Here is a 17,008-nt window from a genome sequence, read left to right on the forward strand (position 1 = left end):
TGATGTGGCGCTGGGTGGTCAAGAGTCGCGGCAGCTGGAATCTGTTTTTCGGCAACCTCGTCGGCGTCGCAGGCGGCTTCATCGTGGCGATGGTGTTGCTTGCCATCACGTTTTCGCTGTTCCCCGACAAGACACCCGCCAGGCCCATCGAGGCTGACGCGCAAACATCCCAACAAATCAGCCCTGTCACCGACACGCAAATTTCCGCACCGGAAGAACCGGCCGCCGTTGCCGCCAAACCGATTTTGCCGCCCGCTCCGGTTGCGACTCCGGCGCCAGTCACTGCGGCTGAGGTCGTTGCTGCCGCGCCGGCTGACGCCGCGCGAAAAACCGAGCCTCCGGAATCGGCGCTGCTTCCAGACTACCGGGCGCGCTCCCAAAAAACGTTATCGGAAAATCTGATCGTAAAAGATTTCAACGATACCGATCGCGCGGTCATCGATGCGAAACGCCAAGCCGCGGGTACCGGGGCGGATGCGGACAGATCCTACATGGCAGTGGTCATGTGCATACCGCCGCTGCAAGAAGCGCTGCGCTTCCCCTCGACCGAGCGCGTGATTGGCCCGCCGTTCAAGGCTACGCGTCAGCACGACCAGATCTATAACGTCACCGCAGTCATTTCGGCGGACAACATGCTGGCCGCGACGGTCGCCTACCGCTACAGCTGCTCGGTGCAAGCCGTGCCTGGCGCTGGCGATACCGAATGGAAGCTGGTCGATCTGGCCCTGACGCCAACATCGCGCTGAACGACGGTCGCGGGCTGCGCTATGATCGCCAGCCCGCACCAAGAGTCCTGAAACCGGATGCCCGCTTCTGCGATATCACCTGATGCCCCGGCTACCCTGCCATCCGTACTGGCCGGCCCCGTGCTGCGACGAGTCGAACCTGCCCGGTTGGTCATGTGGCTGGTCGCTAGCCGGACGCTTTCGCTGACATTGCGCCTGCAAGGCGCGGACATACCGCTGGACGACCGCAGCTGTACGATTATTCCGGTGGGCAGGCATGCATTCGTCCATCTGATCGATGTCGCGCTGCCCACCCCGCTGCCCTGCGACACGCTGATCAATTACGACTTGTTGCTTGATCAAGGCGAGAACGGGATTCTCGACTGGGCGCCGCATCTGCTTTACGGCGAGGCCCCTTGCCCGAACTTCGTCATACGCTCGCGTATCGACCAACTGCTCCATGGCTCCTGCCGCAAGCCGCATCACCCGGCAACCGATGGTTTGCTCTGCGTCGATCAATTGCTGGCCACTGAAACCGATCCGCAACAGCGCCCGGCGCTGCTGATGATGAGCGGTGATCAGGTCTACGCCGATGATGTTGCCGGGCCGATGCTGCGCACGATTCATGCCTTGATCGAACGCTTGGGCCTGTTCGATGAACACCTCGAAGGGGCCGTCGTCAGCGACAGCGCCAAGCTTTATGAACACCCGGCCAGTTATTACCATCGTGCGGATCTGTTACCGGCGCTTGAGGGCAACGAGACTTTGCGCGAGCGATTTTTCGGCGGCGCACGTAAGCCGATTTTCACCAGCAGCAGCGCTGACAATCACTTGGTGACGTTCGCCGAGGTCATGGCGATGTACATGCTGGTGTGGTCGCCGACGCCGTGGACGCTGGTCAATCCGAGCGCACCGACGCTGACGGCGGAACGCCACAAGCGCTATGCCCTCGAGCAGACACGGATTGATGCGTTCAAGGCCGGCTTGGGAAATGTCGCGCGAGCATTGGCGCATCTGCCGAGCCTGATGATTTTCGATGATCACGACATCACCGATGACTGGAATCTGTCCGCGCAGTGGGAGGAAACCGCCTACGGCCATCCGTTCTCCAAACGCATTATCGGCAACGCGCTGATTGCTTATATGTTGTGCCAGGGCTGGGGCAACAATCCCGATGTGTTCAGAGACGTATTGGCGAAAACCCTGGGGCTGAGCGCCAGCGGCGACGATCAATACCTCGACAGTCCGGTGCAGGACGATCTGATCGATGATCTGTTGCGCTTTCAGCATTGGCATTTTGTCCTGCCGACCAGCCCGGCGCTGGTGGTCATCGACACCCGCACACGACGCTGGCGCAGCGAAATGACCCTCAAGCAACCCTCGGGATTACTCGACTGGGAAGCGCTGAGCGAACTGCAACAGGAATTGCTTGATCACCCTTCGGCAATCATCGTCTCGCCAGCGCCGATCTTCGGTGTGAAGCTGATCGAAACCGTGCAAAAGGTTTTCAGCTGGTGCGGTTATCCATTGCTGGTCGATGCGGAAAACTGGATGGCCCATCGCGGCGCGGCGCAAGTCATCCTGAATATTTTCCGCCACTCGCGTACACCCGGAAACTACGTGGTGTTGTCTGGCGATGTGCATTATTCCTTCGTCTACGAAATCCTGATCCGACATCGCAAGGCGGGCCCGCGAATCTGGCAGATCACCAGCAGCGGCATCAAGAACGAATTCCCTCCGACCCTGCTGGAATGGTTCGACCGCCTCAACCGCTGGCTCTACTCACCGCGCTCACCGTTGAACTGGTTCACCAAACGCCGGTTGATGCGCATCGTGCCTTACACCCCGGAACACGCCGAGGCCGGCGAACGGCTATGGAATTCCGCGGGGATTGGTCAGGTGTTTTTCAATGAACAGGGGCAGCCGAGCGAGATCATTCAGCACAACTCGAACGGCGCGAAGAAGACGAGAATGCTGGCGCCTGAGTTGGGAGATGTGCCGGATTAAAGCCGTAGCCGTTTCCTACACCGAGCACGTCACGGGGACGACGAGAAAAGTGCTTCGCGTGACACGGTACACAGGAGGGGGATTACAACCTTCTCAGAAACGTCTCGACAGTGATTGAGCGATACTGATTGCGGTCGCAGTCAGCCCTTCTGCGAAACAACCGCTGGTAGGTATCGCCTTGTCATCCTGTACTCATTTCTGTACGTTCTCTGCATCCAGCGAGGACTACAACATGCAAACCATCAACTACACCACCGCCCGTGCGCATCTCGCCGAAACGATGGACCGCGTCAATGACGATCGTGCGCCATTACTGATCACCCGTCAGAAAGGCGATCCCGTGGTGATGATGTCTTTGGCCGAATACAACGCTCTCGAAGAAACAGCCTACTTGCTGCGCTCGCCAGCCAACGCCGAACGCCTGATGAAATCCATCGGTGAACTGCGTGCCGGCAAAGCCCAAGTCAGGCAATTGATTGAAGAATGAAAATCGAGTTCACGCCCACTGGCTGGGAAGACTATTTGTGGTTTCAGCAACACGACAAACCTGGACTCAAGCGTATCAATCTGCTGATCAAATCGATCAAGCGCGAACCGTTTGAAGGCGTTGGTAAACCAGAAGCGCTCAAGCACAATATGAGCGGCCTCTGGTCACGCCGGATTACTGCTGAGCATCGTTTGGTGTATAGCGTTGAGGACGGCGAAATATGCGTCGTCAGTTGCCGATATCACTATTGAACTGGCGTTGATTCGCTGATCAGCACGCGCCAAACCCCTTTGACAATCATCCCCACCTCCCGCTCATCAATGGTCAGCGGCGGTAACAACCGAATGGTCTTTCCACGGGTCACATTGATCAGCAATCCATGATCCCGGGCGGCAATCAGCGTCAGATCCCGCACAGGTTGTTTCAGCTCGACGCCGATCATCAAGCCCTGCCCGCGAATCGCCAGCACGTTTGGATTGTCGGCCAACCCCACACGCAAGCGCTCCAACAGGCGTGCGCCTTGCACCCGCGCATTCTCCAGCAAACCCTGTTCTTCGATGATGTCCAGCACTGTGCAACCGACCCGGCAGGCCAGCGGGTTGCCGCCAAACGTGCTGCCATGGCTGCCCGGTGTGAACAGGTCTGCCGCCCGCCCCCGTGCCAGGCAAGCGCCGATCGGTACGCCATTGCCCAAGCCTTTGGCGAGGGTCATGACGTCGGGAACGATGCCCTCATGTTGAAAGGCGAACCACTGTCCGGTGCGGCCAATGCCAGTCTGGATTTCATCGAGCATCAGCAGCCACGCGTGACGATTGCACAATTCGCGCAGGGCTTTCAGGTAACCGGCTGGCGCGACCTGCACGCCGCTTTCTCCCTGAATCGGCTCGACCAGAATCGCCACGATGCGCGTGCCGTGTTTGCGCTGCACTTGCTCCAGCGCCGCGAGATCGCCGAACGGCACTTTTACGAAATCTCCCGGCAGTTCGTTGAAACCCAGCCGCACCGTCGGGCCATCGCTGGCGGATAGCGTACCGAGCGTGCGGCCATGAAACGCGTTCGCCATGACCACCACCAGCGGTTGCTCGATCCCTTTGCGCCAGCCGTACAAACGCGCCAGTTTGAGCGCCGTTTCGTTCGCTTCAGCGCCAGAGTTGTTGAAGAACGCGCGCTGCATTCCCGACAACTCGGTCAGCCGCTTGGCCAGTTGTTGCTGCCAGTCGATGCTGTACAGATTGGAAGTGTGCAGCAGCAGGCCCGCCTGCTCGCTGATCGCCGAAACGATGCGCGGATGCGAGTGGCCGACGTTGGTCACCGCCACTCCGGCGACCGCATCCAGGTATTCGCGCCCCGCCTGATCCCACAGGCGTGTGCCCAAGCCTTTGATGAAGCTCAAGGCCAGTGGTTGGTAGGTATTCATCAGGGCGGGGGTCATGACTAGAAACTCCATTGCAGGTCGGTGTTTTTGCAGTATGGTTAGCCACCTGAACTGGATAAACTCAGTAAAACTTAAATCATTTAAAAGCCGAGCTTGATAATGGATTTGTTCCAGTCAATGAGCGTCTACGTCAAAGTGGTCGAATCCGGCAGCATGACGGCGGCCGCCGCGCAGTGCGAAATGTCGACGACGATGGTCGGTAATCACCTGCGGGCATTGGAGCAACGACTCGGCGTGCAACTGTTGCAGCGCACCACTCGCCGTCAGCGTTTGACCGAGTTCGGCAGCGTTTACTATCAGCGTTGCCTGGAAGTCCTTGGCTTAGTGGCCGATTCCGAACGTCTGGCCGAGCAGGCGCTCGACGAGCCGCGTGGCGTGTTGCGTATTGCCGCGCCATTGACCTTCGGTGTCGAACGACTGACCCCGGCACTCAGCGAATATTCCTTGCTGTATCCGCAAGTGAAACTCGACGTGGTGCTGACCAACGGGCGCCCGGATCTGCTGGAAAACGGTCTCGACGTTGCGTTCCGCCTGGGCAGTTTCGATCAGTCCAACCTGATCGCCCGGCCCTTGATCGACTACGCCCTGACGGTCTGCGCCGCCCCGGAATACATCGCGCGCCGCGGCATGCCGAACACGCCGCAGCAATTGCAGCAACACGATTGCCTGTCCTTCGCCTACCCGGCCGGCGATGACTGGCAATCGGTGGAAAAACGCTGGCGGCTCAGCGGCCCTGACGGGGAGATTCTCGTCGATGTCAGCGGGCCGCTGTTGATCAACAGCTCGGCAGGTCTGCATCAGGCGGCACGCAACGGCATGGGCATCATGATGCTGCCCGACGCGCTGGTGGAGCAGGATCTGCGCGACGGCAAACTGGTCAAGGTGATGACGGATTACCAACCACCGAGCCGGCCGATGCATTTGCTGTATGCGCAAGATCGCTATCGATTGCCGAAGCTGCGACGGTTTGTCGAGTTTGCAATGCGCATGTGGGGCAAACCTGCGGATGCCATGAGCGGGAAATAGTGCGCACTGGAAAAATCCCGACCACCAGACCGTTGCTCCGTGACAACGCCGCCCCGCTACCCTAAATTAGTCGGCCTGAAAAAGACCTCGTGCTTTCTCGCCTCAACTCAAGTTAAAAAGTAGTGAAATTTCAATGTCCGATTTCAACACCGCTGAATCCGTAGTCACCCAGTCGTCCAAAGCGGAATACGAAAACTCCATCAATCTTTCACAGCATCTGCCACAAGCCAAAATCATCAGCGAGATGGTCCTGGACGCGTTCCAGTCGACCCGCGAAAGCGACCAGATCCGCGAGTTGCGTGCGGCGATTCGCCAGGCGCATGACAGCTTTGATGACGACAAGGCGTACGAGCTGATGGGCGAACTCAAGCGCCTGAAGGATGCCGAGGCAGCGGACATCGCCGCGTTGGAAGACCTGAGCAGCAAGTTCTCGATCGGGCGCATTCTGTCCAGCTTCAAGGACGATCCGGCGTTTCAGGAAATCGTCTATGGTCTGGCGCTGAAAGTGCTGAACCAGACGCATCAGGCGATCAGCAATCCGAGCGGCGGCAAGAGCAAGGCGACAAAAAAGAAAGAAGTGGAAATCTTCACCATCAGCAAGGACGGCGCCAGCGTAACGCTGCCACTGCGCACCCCGCGTTCGCGTCTGAGTGTTGATCGTGAGGCACTGGAGTTTCTCGGTTTCACTTTCGTCGGTGAAGGCGATGAAGCCGAGCTGGAAAGCGAGACCTTTGTCGATAACTCCGGCACGGAACAGGCTGTGAACCGCAAGAACATCATCACTGCGTTGCAGCAGCAGACGGCGTTTGATGGGTATAGCATCGCGGCGCAGTAAGCCGCAGAGTGCTTGTGAAGAAGCCCCGTGCTGAGTGATCAGGCGGGGCTTTTTTTCGGCTGGAGATTTGGCGGTGTTACTTGGATTGTAGCCCCTCACCCCAGCCCTCTCCCCCAGGAGAGGGAGCCGATCTGCGTGCCGTTCAAGATTGATGTTCGACGCGTTATTCCGTTTCGACGCATCACGCCCAACCAACTCGATCAGTCCCCTCTCCCTACGGGCGGTCCGACGTTTCGGGAGGGTTAGGGTGAGGGCAACAGCCGCCGCCGATCTCAAGCCGAAGAATGCAACGCCGCAATCATGTCCACTTCAATCGCCGCATTCTTTGGCAACTGATACACGCCAATGGTCGTGCGCGTATGCCGTCCGGCATCGCCCAGCACATGGCTGAACACATCAGACGCGCCATTGGCCACTTCGCTCAAATCAACGAAATCAGCCGTCGACTTCACGTACACCGTGACTCGCAGCAAGGCGCGAATCTTGTCCAGCGACCCCACCGCATCGACGATCAGCGCCAGGCAACGCATGGCGCTGATGCTGGCGGCGGCTTGCGCGTCCTTGAGGCTCAACTCCAGTCCTACACGACCGGGATACTGGATCTTGCCATTGACCCTCGGCACCATGCCGCTGATGTACAACTCATCGTGATGACGGACCAGCGGCGCATAATTGCCACCGACGGTGTTCTCGCCGTAGATGTCGTAGTTCAGTTCTTCGGCCAAAGCGATAAAGCGCTCATCGCAGGACATCCGTTCGGTCATTGCGCCCAGCCTTTTGATCTATGCACGGGTGGAGACAGTCGAGCACCGGTGGATGGCGTGGGTCGCCCGCTGTCAGGTTTGGATCCAAATCTAGGTCTTTTACCCAGTGGCCGCAACCGCAAACTGGGGGAGTGAGACTGCTCATACCTGCCTCCCTACCTTCAGCCAGCATATTTCACCCAACAAAAAAACCCCGCTCATCTCACGATGGCGGGGTTTTTCTTAGAGCCTGCGAACCTTACGGCGCGTACGTCAGCAACAACTCTGTCGGCACCTTGAAGTCCAGGGACATCATGACGCTCAACGCAGTGATGGTGAAGATCGAGAACACGAAAAGCTTGCGTGCCCAGACTGTGTCATCAACTGCCTTGTAGCCAGTCCACGCCATGTACAACCAGTACATGCCCATGGCGGCGGCGACGGCGAGGTAGCTCATGCCGGCGTAGCCGCTGAAGGTCAGCATCAAGGTCGCTACGAGGAACGCCAGGATGTAGAGCAGGATGTGCTTCTTCGCCACTTCAATCCCGCGCTTCACTGGCAGCACCGGAATCGATGCGGCCAGGTAATCGTTGAAGCGGAAGATTGCGATAGCGTAGGAATGCGGCATCTGCCACAGGCTGAACATCACCAGCAGGGTCAGCGCGGCCATGTCGAAGCTGTTGGTCACGGCAACGTAACCGATCACTGGTGGCATGGCGCCCGACAGACTGCCCACCAGCGTGCCGTGAACCGACTTGCGCTTGAGGTACAGGCTGTAAAAGCCGACGTAGATGATGAAGCCGATTACCGCGAACAGGGCGGCCAACGGGTTGGCCACCTTGTACAACAAGGCAACGCCGAGAACACCCAGAATGGTCGCGTAAACCAGTGCCAGTTTCAGGGAGATCAAGCCCTGAACCAGCACGCGGTTCTTTGTGCGTTCCATCTTCAGGTCGATGTCGCGGTCGATGCAGTTGTTGAACACGCAACCGGAGGCCACGACCAGGGATGTACCGATCATGGCGGCCAGAAACACCGCCAGATCGACATGCCCTTTCGAGGCCAGGAAGAACCCGCCTGCCACAGAAAGCACGTTACCGAAAATGATCCCCGGTTTGGTGATTTGGATAAAGTGCTTGAGCGACATCGGGTCTACCTCACTTCGCCATCATGTACGTGTGGATGCTGAACATGATCCACAGCGACAGGCCAACCAGCAGCACGATCACGATCGCCGTAAAGACGAATGCGATCACGTTGTTACGCTGAGCAATGGAACGGTCCAGGTGCAGGAAGTAATACAGGTGAACGATCACCTGGATCACCGCGAACAGCAGAACGATAGCCAGCGTCGTCGACTTCGGCAGGGTCGGGTACATCACCAGGCCGAACGGGATGACGGTCAGGATTACCGACAGGATGAAGCCGATGGCGTACGACTTTACGCTGCCGTGGCCAGCATCATGGCTGTCATGGGAGTGTGCATTAGCCATTACAGGGTCCCCATCAGGTAAACAACGGTGAATACGCAGATCCACACCACGTCCAGGAAGTGCCAGAACAGGCTCAGGCAGCTCAGACGGGTCTTGTTGGTCGCCGTCAGGCCGTGCTTGTTGACCTGGTACATCATGATGCCCATCCAGATCAGACCGGCCGAAACGTGCAGACCGTGAGTACCGACCAGAGTGAAGAACGCCGACAGGAAGCCCGAACGGCTAGGACCGAAGCCCTCGGAGATCAGCAGGTGGAACTCGTTGATCTCCATGGCGATGAAGCCGGCACCCAGCAGGAAGGTCATGAACAACCAGCCCAGAACCGCCTGCTTCTTGCCTTTGTACAACGCCAGCATGGCGAAGCCGTAGGTGATCGAACTGAACAACAGCAGAGCGGTTTCGCCCAGCACGTATGGCAGTTCGAAGATGTCGTGGCCCGACGGGCCACCGGCAACGTTGTTTACCAGTACTGCGTACACCGCGAAGATCGACGCAAACAGAATGCAGTCGGTCATCAGGTAGAGCCAGAAACCGTATACGGTCATCTCGCCCGAGTCGTGGTGATGGTCATCGTGCCCATGGTCACCATGGGCGTGTCCAACATTGGTCACTAAGTTCGACATGGTTTAAGCCTGTTCCAACGAGGTTTCAACACGGGTGGCATTGGCCGGGATTTTCCCTGCCGCGACCAGACGCTTGTGCTGCTCGGCTTCGATACGCTCGATCGTTTCAACCGGAACCATATAGCCCTGGTCGTCACGTGCAGCGTGGATCACGAAGTAAACGACGGTGCCCACCAGGCTCGCGATCGCCAGCCACCAGATGTGCCAGATCATCGCGAAACCGAAGACGGTCAACAGCGCGCCCATCACTACGCCAGTGGCGGTGTTGTTCGGCATGTGGATCGGCTCGTACTTGGCCGGACGCTGGTACGCAGTACCGTTTTCCTTGGCTTCGGTGAACGGGTCGATGCAGTCAGCCTTAGGCAGCACAGCGAAGTTGTAGAACGGAGGTGGCGACGAGGTCGACCATTCCAGGGTGTGTGCATTCCACGGGTCACCGTGATCGCAAACGTTCTCTGGCTTGTTGCGGTCACGCACACTGACGTACAGCTGAATCAGTTGGCAGGCGATACCGGCAGCAATCATCACCGCACCGAACATGGCAACGTACAGGTACGGTACCCACTCAGGGTTGGTGGTGGCGTTCAGACGACGGGTCATGCCCATGAAGCCCAGTGCATAGAGCGGCATGAACGCGACGAAGAAGCCCGAGATCCAGAACCAGAACGCTGCTTTACCCCAGCCTTCGTGCAGCTTGAAGCCGAACGCTTTCGGGAAGTAGAACGCGAAACCAGCGATGTAACCGAATACCGCGCCGCCGATGATCACGTTGTGGAAGTGCGCGATCACGAACAGGCTGTTGTGCAGCACGAAGTCAGCACCCGGGATGGCCAGCAGTACGCCGGTCATGCCGCCGATGGCGAAGGTCACCATGAAGCCCAGGGTCCACAGAACCTGGCTGGTGAAGCGCAGACGACCCTGGTAAATGGTGAACAGCCAGTTGAACAGCTTCACACCCGTCGGGATGGAAATCAGCATCGTCGCCAGACCGAAGAAGGCGTTGACGCTTGCACCCGAACCCATGGTGAAGAAGTGGTGCAGCCAAACCATGAAGCCCAGTACCGAGATCGCGCCCGAGGCGTAGATCATCGAGTGGTGGCCGAACAGTTTCTTGCCGGTGAACGCCGAGATCACTTCCGAGAAGATGCCGAATGCCGGCAGGATCAGGATGTAAACCTCAGGGTGGCCCCAGGCCCAGAACAGGTTGACGTACATCATTGGATTGCCACCAAGTTCATTGGTGAAAATGTGGAAATCCATGTAACGGTCAAGGGTCAGCAGTGCCAGGGTCGCGGTCAGGATCGGGAACGAAGCCACGATCAGAACGTTTGCCCAAGTGCAGGTCCAGGTGAAGATCGGCATGTCCATCAGTTTCATGCCAGGGGTACGCATTTTCAGTACGGTCGCGAGGAAGTTGACCCCGGTTAACGTCGTACCCAATCCGGATAGCTGTAGCGCCCAGATGTAGTAGTCCATACCTACGCCAGGACTGTATTGCAGACCCGACAGCGGTGGATACGCAACCCAACCGGTCTTGGCGAATTCGCCGACGCCCAGCGACAGGTTGATCAGCACGACGCCGGAAACCAGCAGCCAGAAGCTCAGGGAGTTCAGGAACGGGAACGCAACGTCACGCGCGCCGATCTGCAGCGGCACTGCAAGGTTCATCAGGCCGGTGAAGAATGGCATCGCCATGAAGATGATCATGATCACACCGTGAGCGGTGAAGATCTGGTCATAGTGTTCAGGTGGCAGGTAGCCAGGCGAACCTTCGGTGGCCATGGCCAACTGGGTACGCATCATGATCGCGTCGGCAAAACCGCGCAGCAGCATGACCATGGCGACGATGATGTACATCACGCCGATTTTCTTGTGGTCGACCGAAGTCAGCCACTCGGTCCACAGGTACGTCCACTTCTTGAAGTAAGTGATCGCAGCGAACAGCGCCAGACCACCGAGGGCGATCATGGCGATGGTCACCATCACGATCGGCTCGTGGAATGGGACTGCTTCCCAACTTAATTTACCAAACATCGTTTACTCCTCTGCCCCGGCAGCTGAATGCGAACCCGCGTCAATATCCGTGGCCGCCACTTCTTTCTCTTTCTTCTCGTGCTTCAGCGGCTTGCCCGGCTTCATACCTTCGTACTTGTCGACGATGATCTGGAACTGGTTCGGCGTGACCGACGAGTAGAGCTCGACTGGGTTGTTCTGGCTCGGTTTGGCAAGGGCCGCGTATTCAGCTTGATCAAGCTGTTTAGGTGACTTCTTGACTTCACTTACCCAGGCGTCGAAATCTTCCTGAGTGGTGGAGATAGCCTTGAATTTCATACCGGTGAAACCCGCGCCGCTGTAGTTGGCGGAGATACCGTCCATTTCAGCGTTACGGTCGGCGATCAGGTGCAGCTTGGTCTGCATGCCCGCCATCGCGTAGATCTGACCGCCCAGGCCCGGGATGAAGAACGAGTTCATCACGGCATCGGAGGTGATCTTGAAGTTGATTGGCGTGTGCGCCGGGAACACGATCTTGTTGACCGTGGCAATGCCTTGTTCCGGGTAGATGAACAGCCACTTCCAGTCCAGCGCGACCACTTCGATGGTCACTGGCTTGACGTCGGATTGAATCGGACGATACGGGTCCAGTTCATGCGTCGAGATGTAAGTGATGTAACCCAGGGCAATAATGATCAGCACCGGGATGGTCCAGACGGCCACTTCGATTTTGGTCGAGTGCGACCATTTCGGGGTGTACACGGCGTTCTGGTTCGACGCGCGGTATTTCCAGGCGAACAGGAAAGTCATGACGATAACCGGCACAACGACCAACAGCATCAGCAGGGTCGCGGTGATGATCAGGTTTCGCTGTTCCAGGCCAACCTGGCCCGTTGGATTGAGCAAGGTCATGTTGCAGCCTCCCAGCAACAACGTGCCGAGCAGCGGCACTAGGCCTAGTAATCTGGGGTACCTGTTTTTACTCATCTCACGACCTCTAAAGCAGCTTGCGCAATGCAGTTGGGTTTTGATCGCCAACACTTCACCCTGCCAAGGGTTGGCATTTTCTTTGGATTGAATAAGGGCCGCCCGTCGCGCGTCAGACGCTCGACAAAACCTGGGACAGCGTTAAGTTCTTATTCGAATTCGTGGTCAAAGGCCTTGTTACAGACCAATTCCATTTGGTGCGGAAAGTGGAAGGCACCGACACCTGGGTGTCTTGCGGACCTCACGGCCTGCTCGACACCCGACTTCCTGCGCAGCCGCTTATCAACGTTCCTTAATAAAGGCTGAACAGTGCCGGGAATTCAGTGCGGGCGATTGTAGATAGGTAGCGCCCTATACACCACGTCTTATCCCGAAATAATTTTTCTCCGTTCGAGCAACAATCAATCGCCATTTTTGCAAAAGTTCCGCATGTTATCGAAATCAATTCGCAACAAAAACACCAAAAACCGTGGGTGTACTCGCGTCAGTTCAGACAGCTCCGAAGGTTTTTTCCAGCCCCCGGATCCGCGCAAGGCCCGATATTCCAAGGGCTCTGGCCATTTGCCAAAGCGTGTTAAAAGTGCCTGATTCGGCACGTTGGCCCAATAAACGAAAACGCCTTAAACAGACCAATCTTTTTGTGTAACAAGGGACCGATCAGGTCTCCTGCGACGTCCTGCGACACCCCGTGTGTGACAACATGTCGCACATCTGTCGCACCCGTCATTGCCGTTCGTCACGGCCTTTTCACAAAGTCTCTGAGCGGCAAAACGCCCCGGTTTTCTCGCGGAAAAATCGGGGCGTTTCGTTGTATCGGCAGGTGCGCTGCAAAGTTGACTCAGCGCAGGGCCTTGCGATTACGCGAGGTCAGCAATGGCACCAGAATCACCACCAGCACAAACGCCACCAGCGCCCATTGAGCCAGCGACAGGCCGAGGATCGGCGGGTACGGCGTCGAGCAGAAACCGTCGACCTGGAAGCCCAGCGGGAAGATCTTCGCCAGCGGCAGATCGTCGACAATCGGCTGCAGCACATCAACGCCGCAACTCACTGCCGGATAGAACTGCGTGTAGACGTGATGCCCCGCCACTGCGGCGCCGGCCAGCGCGCTGATCACCACCAGCGTTTCGAACACGCTAATGCTGCGGCGGGTGCGCATGGCGGCGCCAATGAACGCGAACACTGCGATCAGCAACAACGCATAGCGCTGCAGAATGCACAGCGGACACGGCGCTTCGCCCAGCACGATCTGCATATACAGCGCGCCACCGATCAGCGCCAGACAGATGATCCCCAGCAGCACCAGAAAGCGCCGCTCACGGCCCAACCGCATCGTTTCCTCGCTCATTGCCTTTCCTTTGTAAGTCCGTGGTCCAGCCGGCGGGCGGCTGAAAGTTGTCGCAAGTCTACACCGGGGCAATAAACGATAGAGTGGTTAAGGAACCATTAAGTAGCCGGGACGTTTCCCACAACTGAACCGAGTCGCCCCCATCGCTAGCAGGGCTAGCTTCCACACTGGATCTGCGGAGTTCAAACCGCCGCTGTGGGAGCTAGCCCTGCTAGCGATGCAGACAACTCGGTTCGGGATCATTCCAAAGCCGAAGCCGGCCCGAAAAACTCGTAACGGCTCTGCTTCTCTGGCACACCCAGCGCTTTCAGGTGGCGCTTGATCGCACTCATGAATCCTTTTGGCCCGAGGAAGTACGCATCCACATCACGTTGCGCTGGCAGCCATTCGCCGAGCAATTCTTCGCTGAGCATGCCGACCTTGTCCGCCGCCGGGCTAACGCCATCGTCTTCGGCGTAGCAATAGAAGCGCTTGAGCTGCGGATGACGCGCCGCCAACCCGTCGACCCAATCGCGGAACGCGTGGACGCCGCCGTTGCGCGCGCAGTGGATAAAGTGCACCGGACGCTCAGTTGCCAGCGCGGCTTCCAGCATCGCCAAAGTCGGCGTGATGCCAACGCCGCCACTGATCAACACCAAGGGTTTGTCGCTGGTCGCCAGGGTGAATTCGCCGGATGGCGGAAACAGTTGAATGCTCGAGCCGACATGCAACTCATCATGCAGATGGTTGGATGCGCGACCATTCGGCTCACGCTTGACGCTGATGCGGTATTGACCGTTATTGGCCAGCGCCGACAGTGAATAGTTGCGCCGGATCTCTTCGCCATCGAGCATCAGCTTCATGCCGATGTACTGACCCGGTTCGGCCGCGAGAATCGGGCCTTTGTCCGCTGGCTCAAAGTAGAACGAGGTAATTTCCGCACTTTCTTGCACTTTCGCCGCGACGATGAACTCTCGCGCGCCACGCCAGCCGCCGACGGCTTGCTCTTTCTCATCGTAGATCGCGGTTTCCGCACCGATCAGGATGTCGGCCAATTGACCGTACGCCGCGCCCCAAGCGCTCATGACTTCTGGCGTGGCGATCTCTTCGCCAAGCACTTCGGAGATGGCGCGCATCAGGCATGCGCCGACGATCGGGTAATGCTCCGGCAAAATCTGCAGCGCGACGTGCTTGTTGATGATCTTTGCCACCAGATCGCCCAACTGATCGAGCTGATCGATATGCCGCGCGTACATTAATACGCCGTTGGCCAGTGCACGCGGTTGATCGCCGCTGGCCTGGTGCGCCTGATTGAACAGCGGGCGCACTTGCGGGTATTCAGCGAGCATCATGCGGTAGAAATGCGTGATCAGCGCTTCGCCGCCGCTCTCGAGCAATGGGACGGTGGATTTGACGATGGCACGATCCTGGATGCTAAGCATAAGAATGACTCCTGAGCTTTATGGAAAAGTTGCCTTAGCCATATCAGGTTCCGTGCCAACATTTTTTTCCATATAAATCAGTAGCTTGAAAATAACGTAGTCATATCGACTCAAAGCAACTTATAGTCATCGCGACTACATTTTGTCTCTTTGACTACAGATACCCATGACCGCCAAATCCTTGCTTACCGCGCTGTTGCCGTTAGTTGCCGATCTTTCTCGTGAATTGCCCGAGGGCGAGCGTTACCGGCGGCTGCTTGAAGCGATGCGCGCGTTGCTGCCGTGTGACGCGGCTGCGCTGCTACGGCTCGATGGTGAATCGCTGGTGCCGTTGGCGGTGGACGGTTTGAGTACCGATACCCTCGGGCGGCGTTTCAAAGTCAGCGACCATCCGCGTTTCGAGATTCTGCTGGCGGGCAAAGGACCGACGCGGTTTGCCGCCGACAGCGAGCTGCCTGACCCTTATGACGGATTGGTCGACGGGCTCGATGATCATCTTGAAGTCCACGACTGCCTCGGCTGTCCTTTATTTGTCGATGAACAACTCTGGGGCCTGATCACCCTCGACGCCCTCGACCCTGAACGCTTCGAGCCTATCGAACTGGATGCCCTGCAAGCTTTCGCCAGCCTCGCCGCCGCAACCGTCAATGCTGCTGAACGCATCGAGCGTCTGGCCTTGCGTGCCGAAGACGAGCATCAACGCGCCGAGGTCTACCGTCAGGCCAGCGGCCAGCAGCACCGCGAAATGATTGGCCAGAGCAAAACCCATAAACGTCTGGTGGAAGAAATCAATCTGGTCGGCGGCAGCGACTTGACCGTGCTGATCACCGGCGAAACCGGCGTCGGCAAAGAATTGGTGGCCCAGGCCATTCACGCGGCCTCGCCGCGCGCCGACAAACCCATCATCAGCCTCAACTGCGCCGCCCTCCCCGACACGCTGGTGGAAAGCGAACTGTTCGGCCACGTTCGCGGTGCCTTCACCGGCGCCACCAGCGACCGCCGCGGCAAGTTCGAGCTGGCCAATGGCGGCACATTGTTTCTCGACGAGGTGGGCGAATTGTCGTTGACCGTGCAGGCCAAGTTGCTACGCGTACTGCAAAGCGGCCAACTGCAGCGCTTGGGTTCGGACAAGGAGCATCAGGTCGATGTGCGTTTGATTGCTGCAACCAATCGCGATCTGGCCGAGGAAGTCCGTAGCGGTCGCTATCGCGCCGACTTCTATCACCGTCTCAGCGTCTACCCGCTGCGGGTGCCAGCGCTGCGTGATCGCGGACGTGACGTGTTGTTGCTCAGCGGTTTCTTCCTCGAGCAAAACCGCTCGCGCATGGGCCTCAACAGCCTGCGCTTGAACGGCGACGCCCAGGAAGCACTGCTGGCCTACACGTGGCCGGGGAATGTGCGTGAGCTGGAGCATTTGATCGGGCGCAGCGCGCTGAAAGCGTTGGGCAATTGCAAGGTCAGGCCGAAGATTCTGAGTTTGAGCGCGGCGGATCTGGATTTGCCGCGTGAGGTTGTGGATAACATGGTCGCGCCTGCCGATGCGGATTTGGTTAGTGTGATGCCGACGATCAGCGGAGATCTGCGCAGTGCCACTGATGAGTTTCAGCGCCGCTTGATCAGTGCAGCGCTGGAGCGTCATCAGGATAACTGGGCCAGTGCGGCGCGTGAGCTGGGGGTGGATCGGGCGAACCTTGGGCGGATGGCCAAACGACTAGGCATGAAGAGCTAAAAGCACACCCTCACCCTAGCCCTCTCCCAGAGGGAGAGGGAACTGATTGGGGGATATTGAAGAATTGCGCCAACGTGAAGATCCTTTTTGAATCCACAATCGACTCGGTCATTCAGGCCGATGTACAACGCCAGACACCTCGGTCGGCTCCCTCTCC

At 58.1% G+C, this 17,008-nt stretch carries 16 protein-coding genes; 7 read left to right on the top strand and 9 right to left on the bottom strand.

The genetic code is table 11. The features are described from left to right. Positions 1 to 2 precede the first annotated feature (2 nt). From EL257_RS21975 to EL257_RS21990, 4 genes are all read left to right on the top strand, one after another. Complete coding sequence (locus EL257_RS21975; RefSeq protein WP_126366162.1) at positions 3 to 746, top strand: hypothetical protein; 744 nt, start codon at positions 3 to 5, stop codon at positions 744 to 746. 57 nt (positions 747 to 803) lie between these two features. Then, a complete protein-coding gene (locus EL257_RS21980) occupies positions 804 to 2,732 on the top strand; it encodes an alkaline phosphatase D family protein (protein WP_126366164.1) in 1,929 nt (642 codons plus the stop codon). Positions 2,733 to 2,964: 232 nt separating this feature from the next. Continuing rightward, positions 2,965 to 3,219 (top strand): type II toxin-antitoxin system prevent-host-death family antitoxin, encoded by a 255-nt coding sequence (locus EL257_RS21985; protein ID WP_126366166.1) that lies wholly within the window; start codon positions 2,965 to 2,967, stop codon positions 3,217 to 3,219. Continuing rightward, positions 3,216 to 3,470, top strand: a complete 255-nt coding sequence (locus EL257_RS21990; protein WP_126366168.1) for a Txe/YoeB family addiction module toxin — start codon at positions 3,216 to 3,218, stop codon at positions 3,468 to 3,470. Before EL257_RS21985 ends, EL257_RS21990 begins: the two co-directional genes overlap by 4 nt. Here EL257_RS21990 and EL257_RS21995 read toward each other — a convergent pair. Further along, a complete protein-coding gene (locus tag EL257_RS21995; RefSeq protein WP_126366170.1) occupies positions 3,464 to 4,651 on the bottom strand; it encodes an aspartate aminotransferase family protein in 1,188 nt (395 codons plus the stop codon). The two genes, EL257_RS21990 and EL257_RS21995, sit on opposite strands and share 7 nt — an antisense overlap. A 102-nt stretch (positions 4,652 to 4,753) precedes the next feature. Here EL257_RS21995 and EL257_RS22000 point away from each other — a divergent pair, with 102 nt between their 5' ends. Both EL257_RS22000 and EL257_RS22005 read left to right on the top strand, forming a co-directional pair. Beyond that, the gene (locus tag EL257_RS22000) at positions 4,754 to 5,680 is read left to right on the top strand and encodes a LysR family transcriptional regulator (protein ID WP_126366172.1); all 927 of its coding nucleotides are present in this window, start codon (positions 4,754 to 4,756) and stop codon (positions 5,678 to 5,680) included. Positions 5,681 to 5,813: 133 nt separating this feature from the next. Continuing rightward, positions 5,814 to 6,515: a hypothetical protein gene (locus EL257_RS22005; protein ID WP_126366174.1), complete on the top strand. Its 702-nt coding sequence runs from the start codon at positions 5,814 to 5,816 to the stop codon at positions 6,513 to 6,515. A 272-nt stretch (positions 6,516 to 6,787) separates the two neighbouring features. On the opposite strand, the gene EL257_RS22010 is transcribed toward EL257_RS22005, so the two are convergent. From EL257_RS22010 to hmpA, 8 genes are all read right to left on the bottom strand, one after another. Beyond that, positions 6,788 to 7,279, bottom strand: coding sequence for a RidA family protein (locus EL257_RS22010; protein ID WP_126366176.1), 492 nt, complete (start codon positions 7,277 to 7,279; stop codon positions 6,788 to 6,790). Between the two features lie 238 nt (positions 7,280 to 7,517). Beyond that, positions 7,518 to 8,405 carry a heme o synthase gene (gene cyoE / locus EL257_RS22015; RefSeq protein WP_126366179.1) on the bottom strand — a complete coding sequence of 296 codons (888 nt, stop codon included), beginning with the start codon at positions 8,403 to 8,405 and terminating at the stop codon, positions 7,518 to 7,520. 10 nt (positions 8,406 to 8,415) lie between these two features. Then, positions 8,416 to 8,751, bottom strand: a complete 336-nt coding sequence (gene cyoD, locus EL257_RS22020) for a cytochrome o ubiquinol oxidase subunit IV (protein WP_011335842.1) — start codon at positions 8,749 to 8,751, stop codon at positions 8,416 to 8,418. Continuing rightward, positions 8,751 to 9,374 (bottom strand): cytochrome o ubiquinol oxidase subunit III, encoded by a 624-nt coding sequence (gene cyoC, locus EL257_RS22025; RefSeq protein WP_007916943.1) that lies wholly within the window; start codon positions 9,372 to 9,374, stop codon positions 8,751 to 8,753. The genes cyoD and cyoC overlap by 1 nt, the downstream gene beginning before the upstream one ends. Positions 9,375 to 9,377: 3 nt before the next feature. After that, positions 9,378 to 11,408 (bottom strand): cytochrome o ubiquinol oxidase subunit I, encoded by a 2,031-nt coding sequence (gene cyoB, locus EL257_RS22030; protein WP_126366180.1) that lies wholly within the window; start codon positions 11,406 to 11,408, stop codon positions 9,378 to 9,380. Between the two features lie 3 nt (positions 11,409 to 11,411). After that, positions 11,412 to 12,353, bottom strand: coding sequence for a ubiquinol oxidase subunit II (cyoA, locus tag EL257_RS22035; RefSeq protein ID WP_126366182.1), 942 nt, complete (start codon positions 12,351 to 12,353; stop codon positions 11,412 to 11,414). 838 nt (positions 12,354 to 13,191) lie between these two features. After that, positions 13,192 to 13,701: a disulfide bond formation protein B gene (locus tag EL257_RS22045; protein ID WP_126366184.1), complete on the bottom strand. Its 510-nt coding sequence runs from the start codon at positions 13,699 to 13,701 to the stop codon at positions 13,192 to 13,194. A 239-nt stretch (positions 13,702 to 13,940) separates the two neighbouring features. Further along, positions 13,941 to 15,122, bottom strand: coding sequence for an NO-inducible flavohemoprotein (gene hmpA / locus EL257_RS22050; protein ID WP_126366186.1), 1,182 nt, complete (start codon positions 15,120 to 15,122; stop codon positions 13,941 to 13,943). Positions 15,123 to 15,288: 166 nt separating this feature from the next. Between hmpA and norR the strand changes: the two genes are divergently transcribed. After that, positions 15,289 to 16,851, top strand: a complete 1,563-nt coding sequence (gene norR / locus EL257_RS22055; protein ID WP_126366188.1) for a nitric oxide reductase transcriptional regulator NorR — start codon at positions 15,289 to 15,291, stop codon at positions 16,849 to 16,851. Positions 16,852 to 17,008 lie beyond the last annotated feature (157 nt).

The organism is Pseudomonas fluorescens, from assembly GCF_900636825.1.
GTDB lineage: Bacteria > Pseudomonadota > Gammaproteobacteria > Pseudomonadales > Pseudomonadaceae > Aquipseudomonas > Aquipseudomonas fluorescens_BG.

Coding starts and splice junctions, on each gene's coding strand:
- EL257_RS21975 (WP_126366162.1), top strand. CDS start 3: ATGTGGCGCTGGGTGGTCAAGAGTCGCGGCAGCTGGAATCTGTTTTTC.
- EL257_RS21980 (WP_126366164.1), top strand. CDS start 804: ATGCCCGCTTCTGCGATATCACCTGATGCCCCGGCTACCCTGCCATCC.
- EL257_RS21985 (WP_126366166.1), top strand. CDS start 2,965: ATGCAAACCATCAACTACACCACCGCCCGTGCGCATCTCGCCGAAACG.
- EL257_RS21990 (WP_126366168.1), top strand. CDS start 3,216: ATGAAAATCGAGTTCACGCCCACTGGCTGGGAAGACTATTTGTGGTTT.
- EL257_RS21995 (WP_126366170.1), bottom strand. CDS start 4,651: ATGACCCCCGCCCTGATGAATACCTACCAACCACTGGCCTTGAGCTTC.
- EL257_RS22000 (WP_126366172.1), top strand. CDS start 4,754: ATGGATTTGTTCCAGTCAATGAGCGTCTACGTCAAAGTGGTCGAATCC.
- EL257_RS22005 (WP_126366174.1), top strand. CDS start 5,814: ATGTCCGATTTCAACACCGCTGAATCCGTAGTCACCCAGTCGTCCAAA.
- EL257_RS22010 (WP_126366176.1), bottom strand. CDS start 7,279: ATGACCGAACGGATGTCCTGCGATGAGCGCTTTATCGCTTTGGCCGAA.
- cyoE (WP_126366179.1), bottom strand. CDS start 8,405: ATGTCGCTCAAGCACTTTATCCAAATCACCAAACCGGGGATCATTTTC.
- cyoD (WP_011335842.1), bottom strand. CDS start 8,751: ATGGCTAATGCACACTCCCATGACAGCCATGATGCTGGCCACGGCAGC.
- cyoC (WP_007916943.1), bottom strand. CDS start 9,374: ATGTCGAACTTAGTGACCAATGTTGGACACGCCCATGGTGACCATGGG.
- cyoB (WP_126366180.1), bottom strand. CDS start 11,408: ATGTTTGGTAAATTAAGTTGGGAAGCAGTCCCATTCCACGAGCCGATC.
- cyoA (WP_126366182.1), bottom strand. CDS start 12,353: ATGAGTAAAAACAGGTACCCCAGATTACTAGGCCTAGTGCCGCTGCTC.
- EL257_RS22045 (WP_126366184.1), bottom strand. CDS start 13,701: ATGAGCGAGGAAACGATGCGGTTGGGCCGTGAGCGGCGCTTTCTGGTG.
- hmpA (WP_126366186.1), bottom strand. CDS start 15,122: ATGCTTAGCATCCAGGATCGTGCCATCGTCAAATCCACCGTCCCATTG.
- norR (WP_126366188.1), top strand. CDS start 15,289: ATGACCGCCAAATCCTTGCTTACCGCGCTGTTGCCGTTAGTTGCCGAT.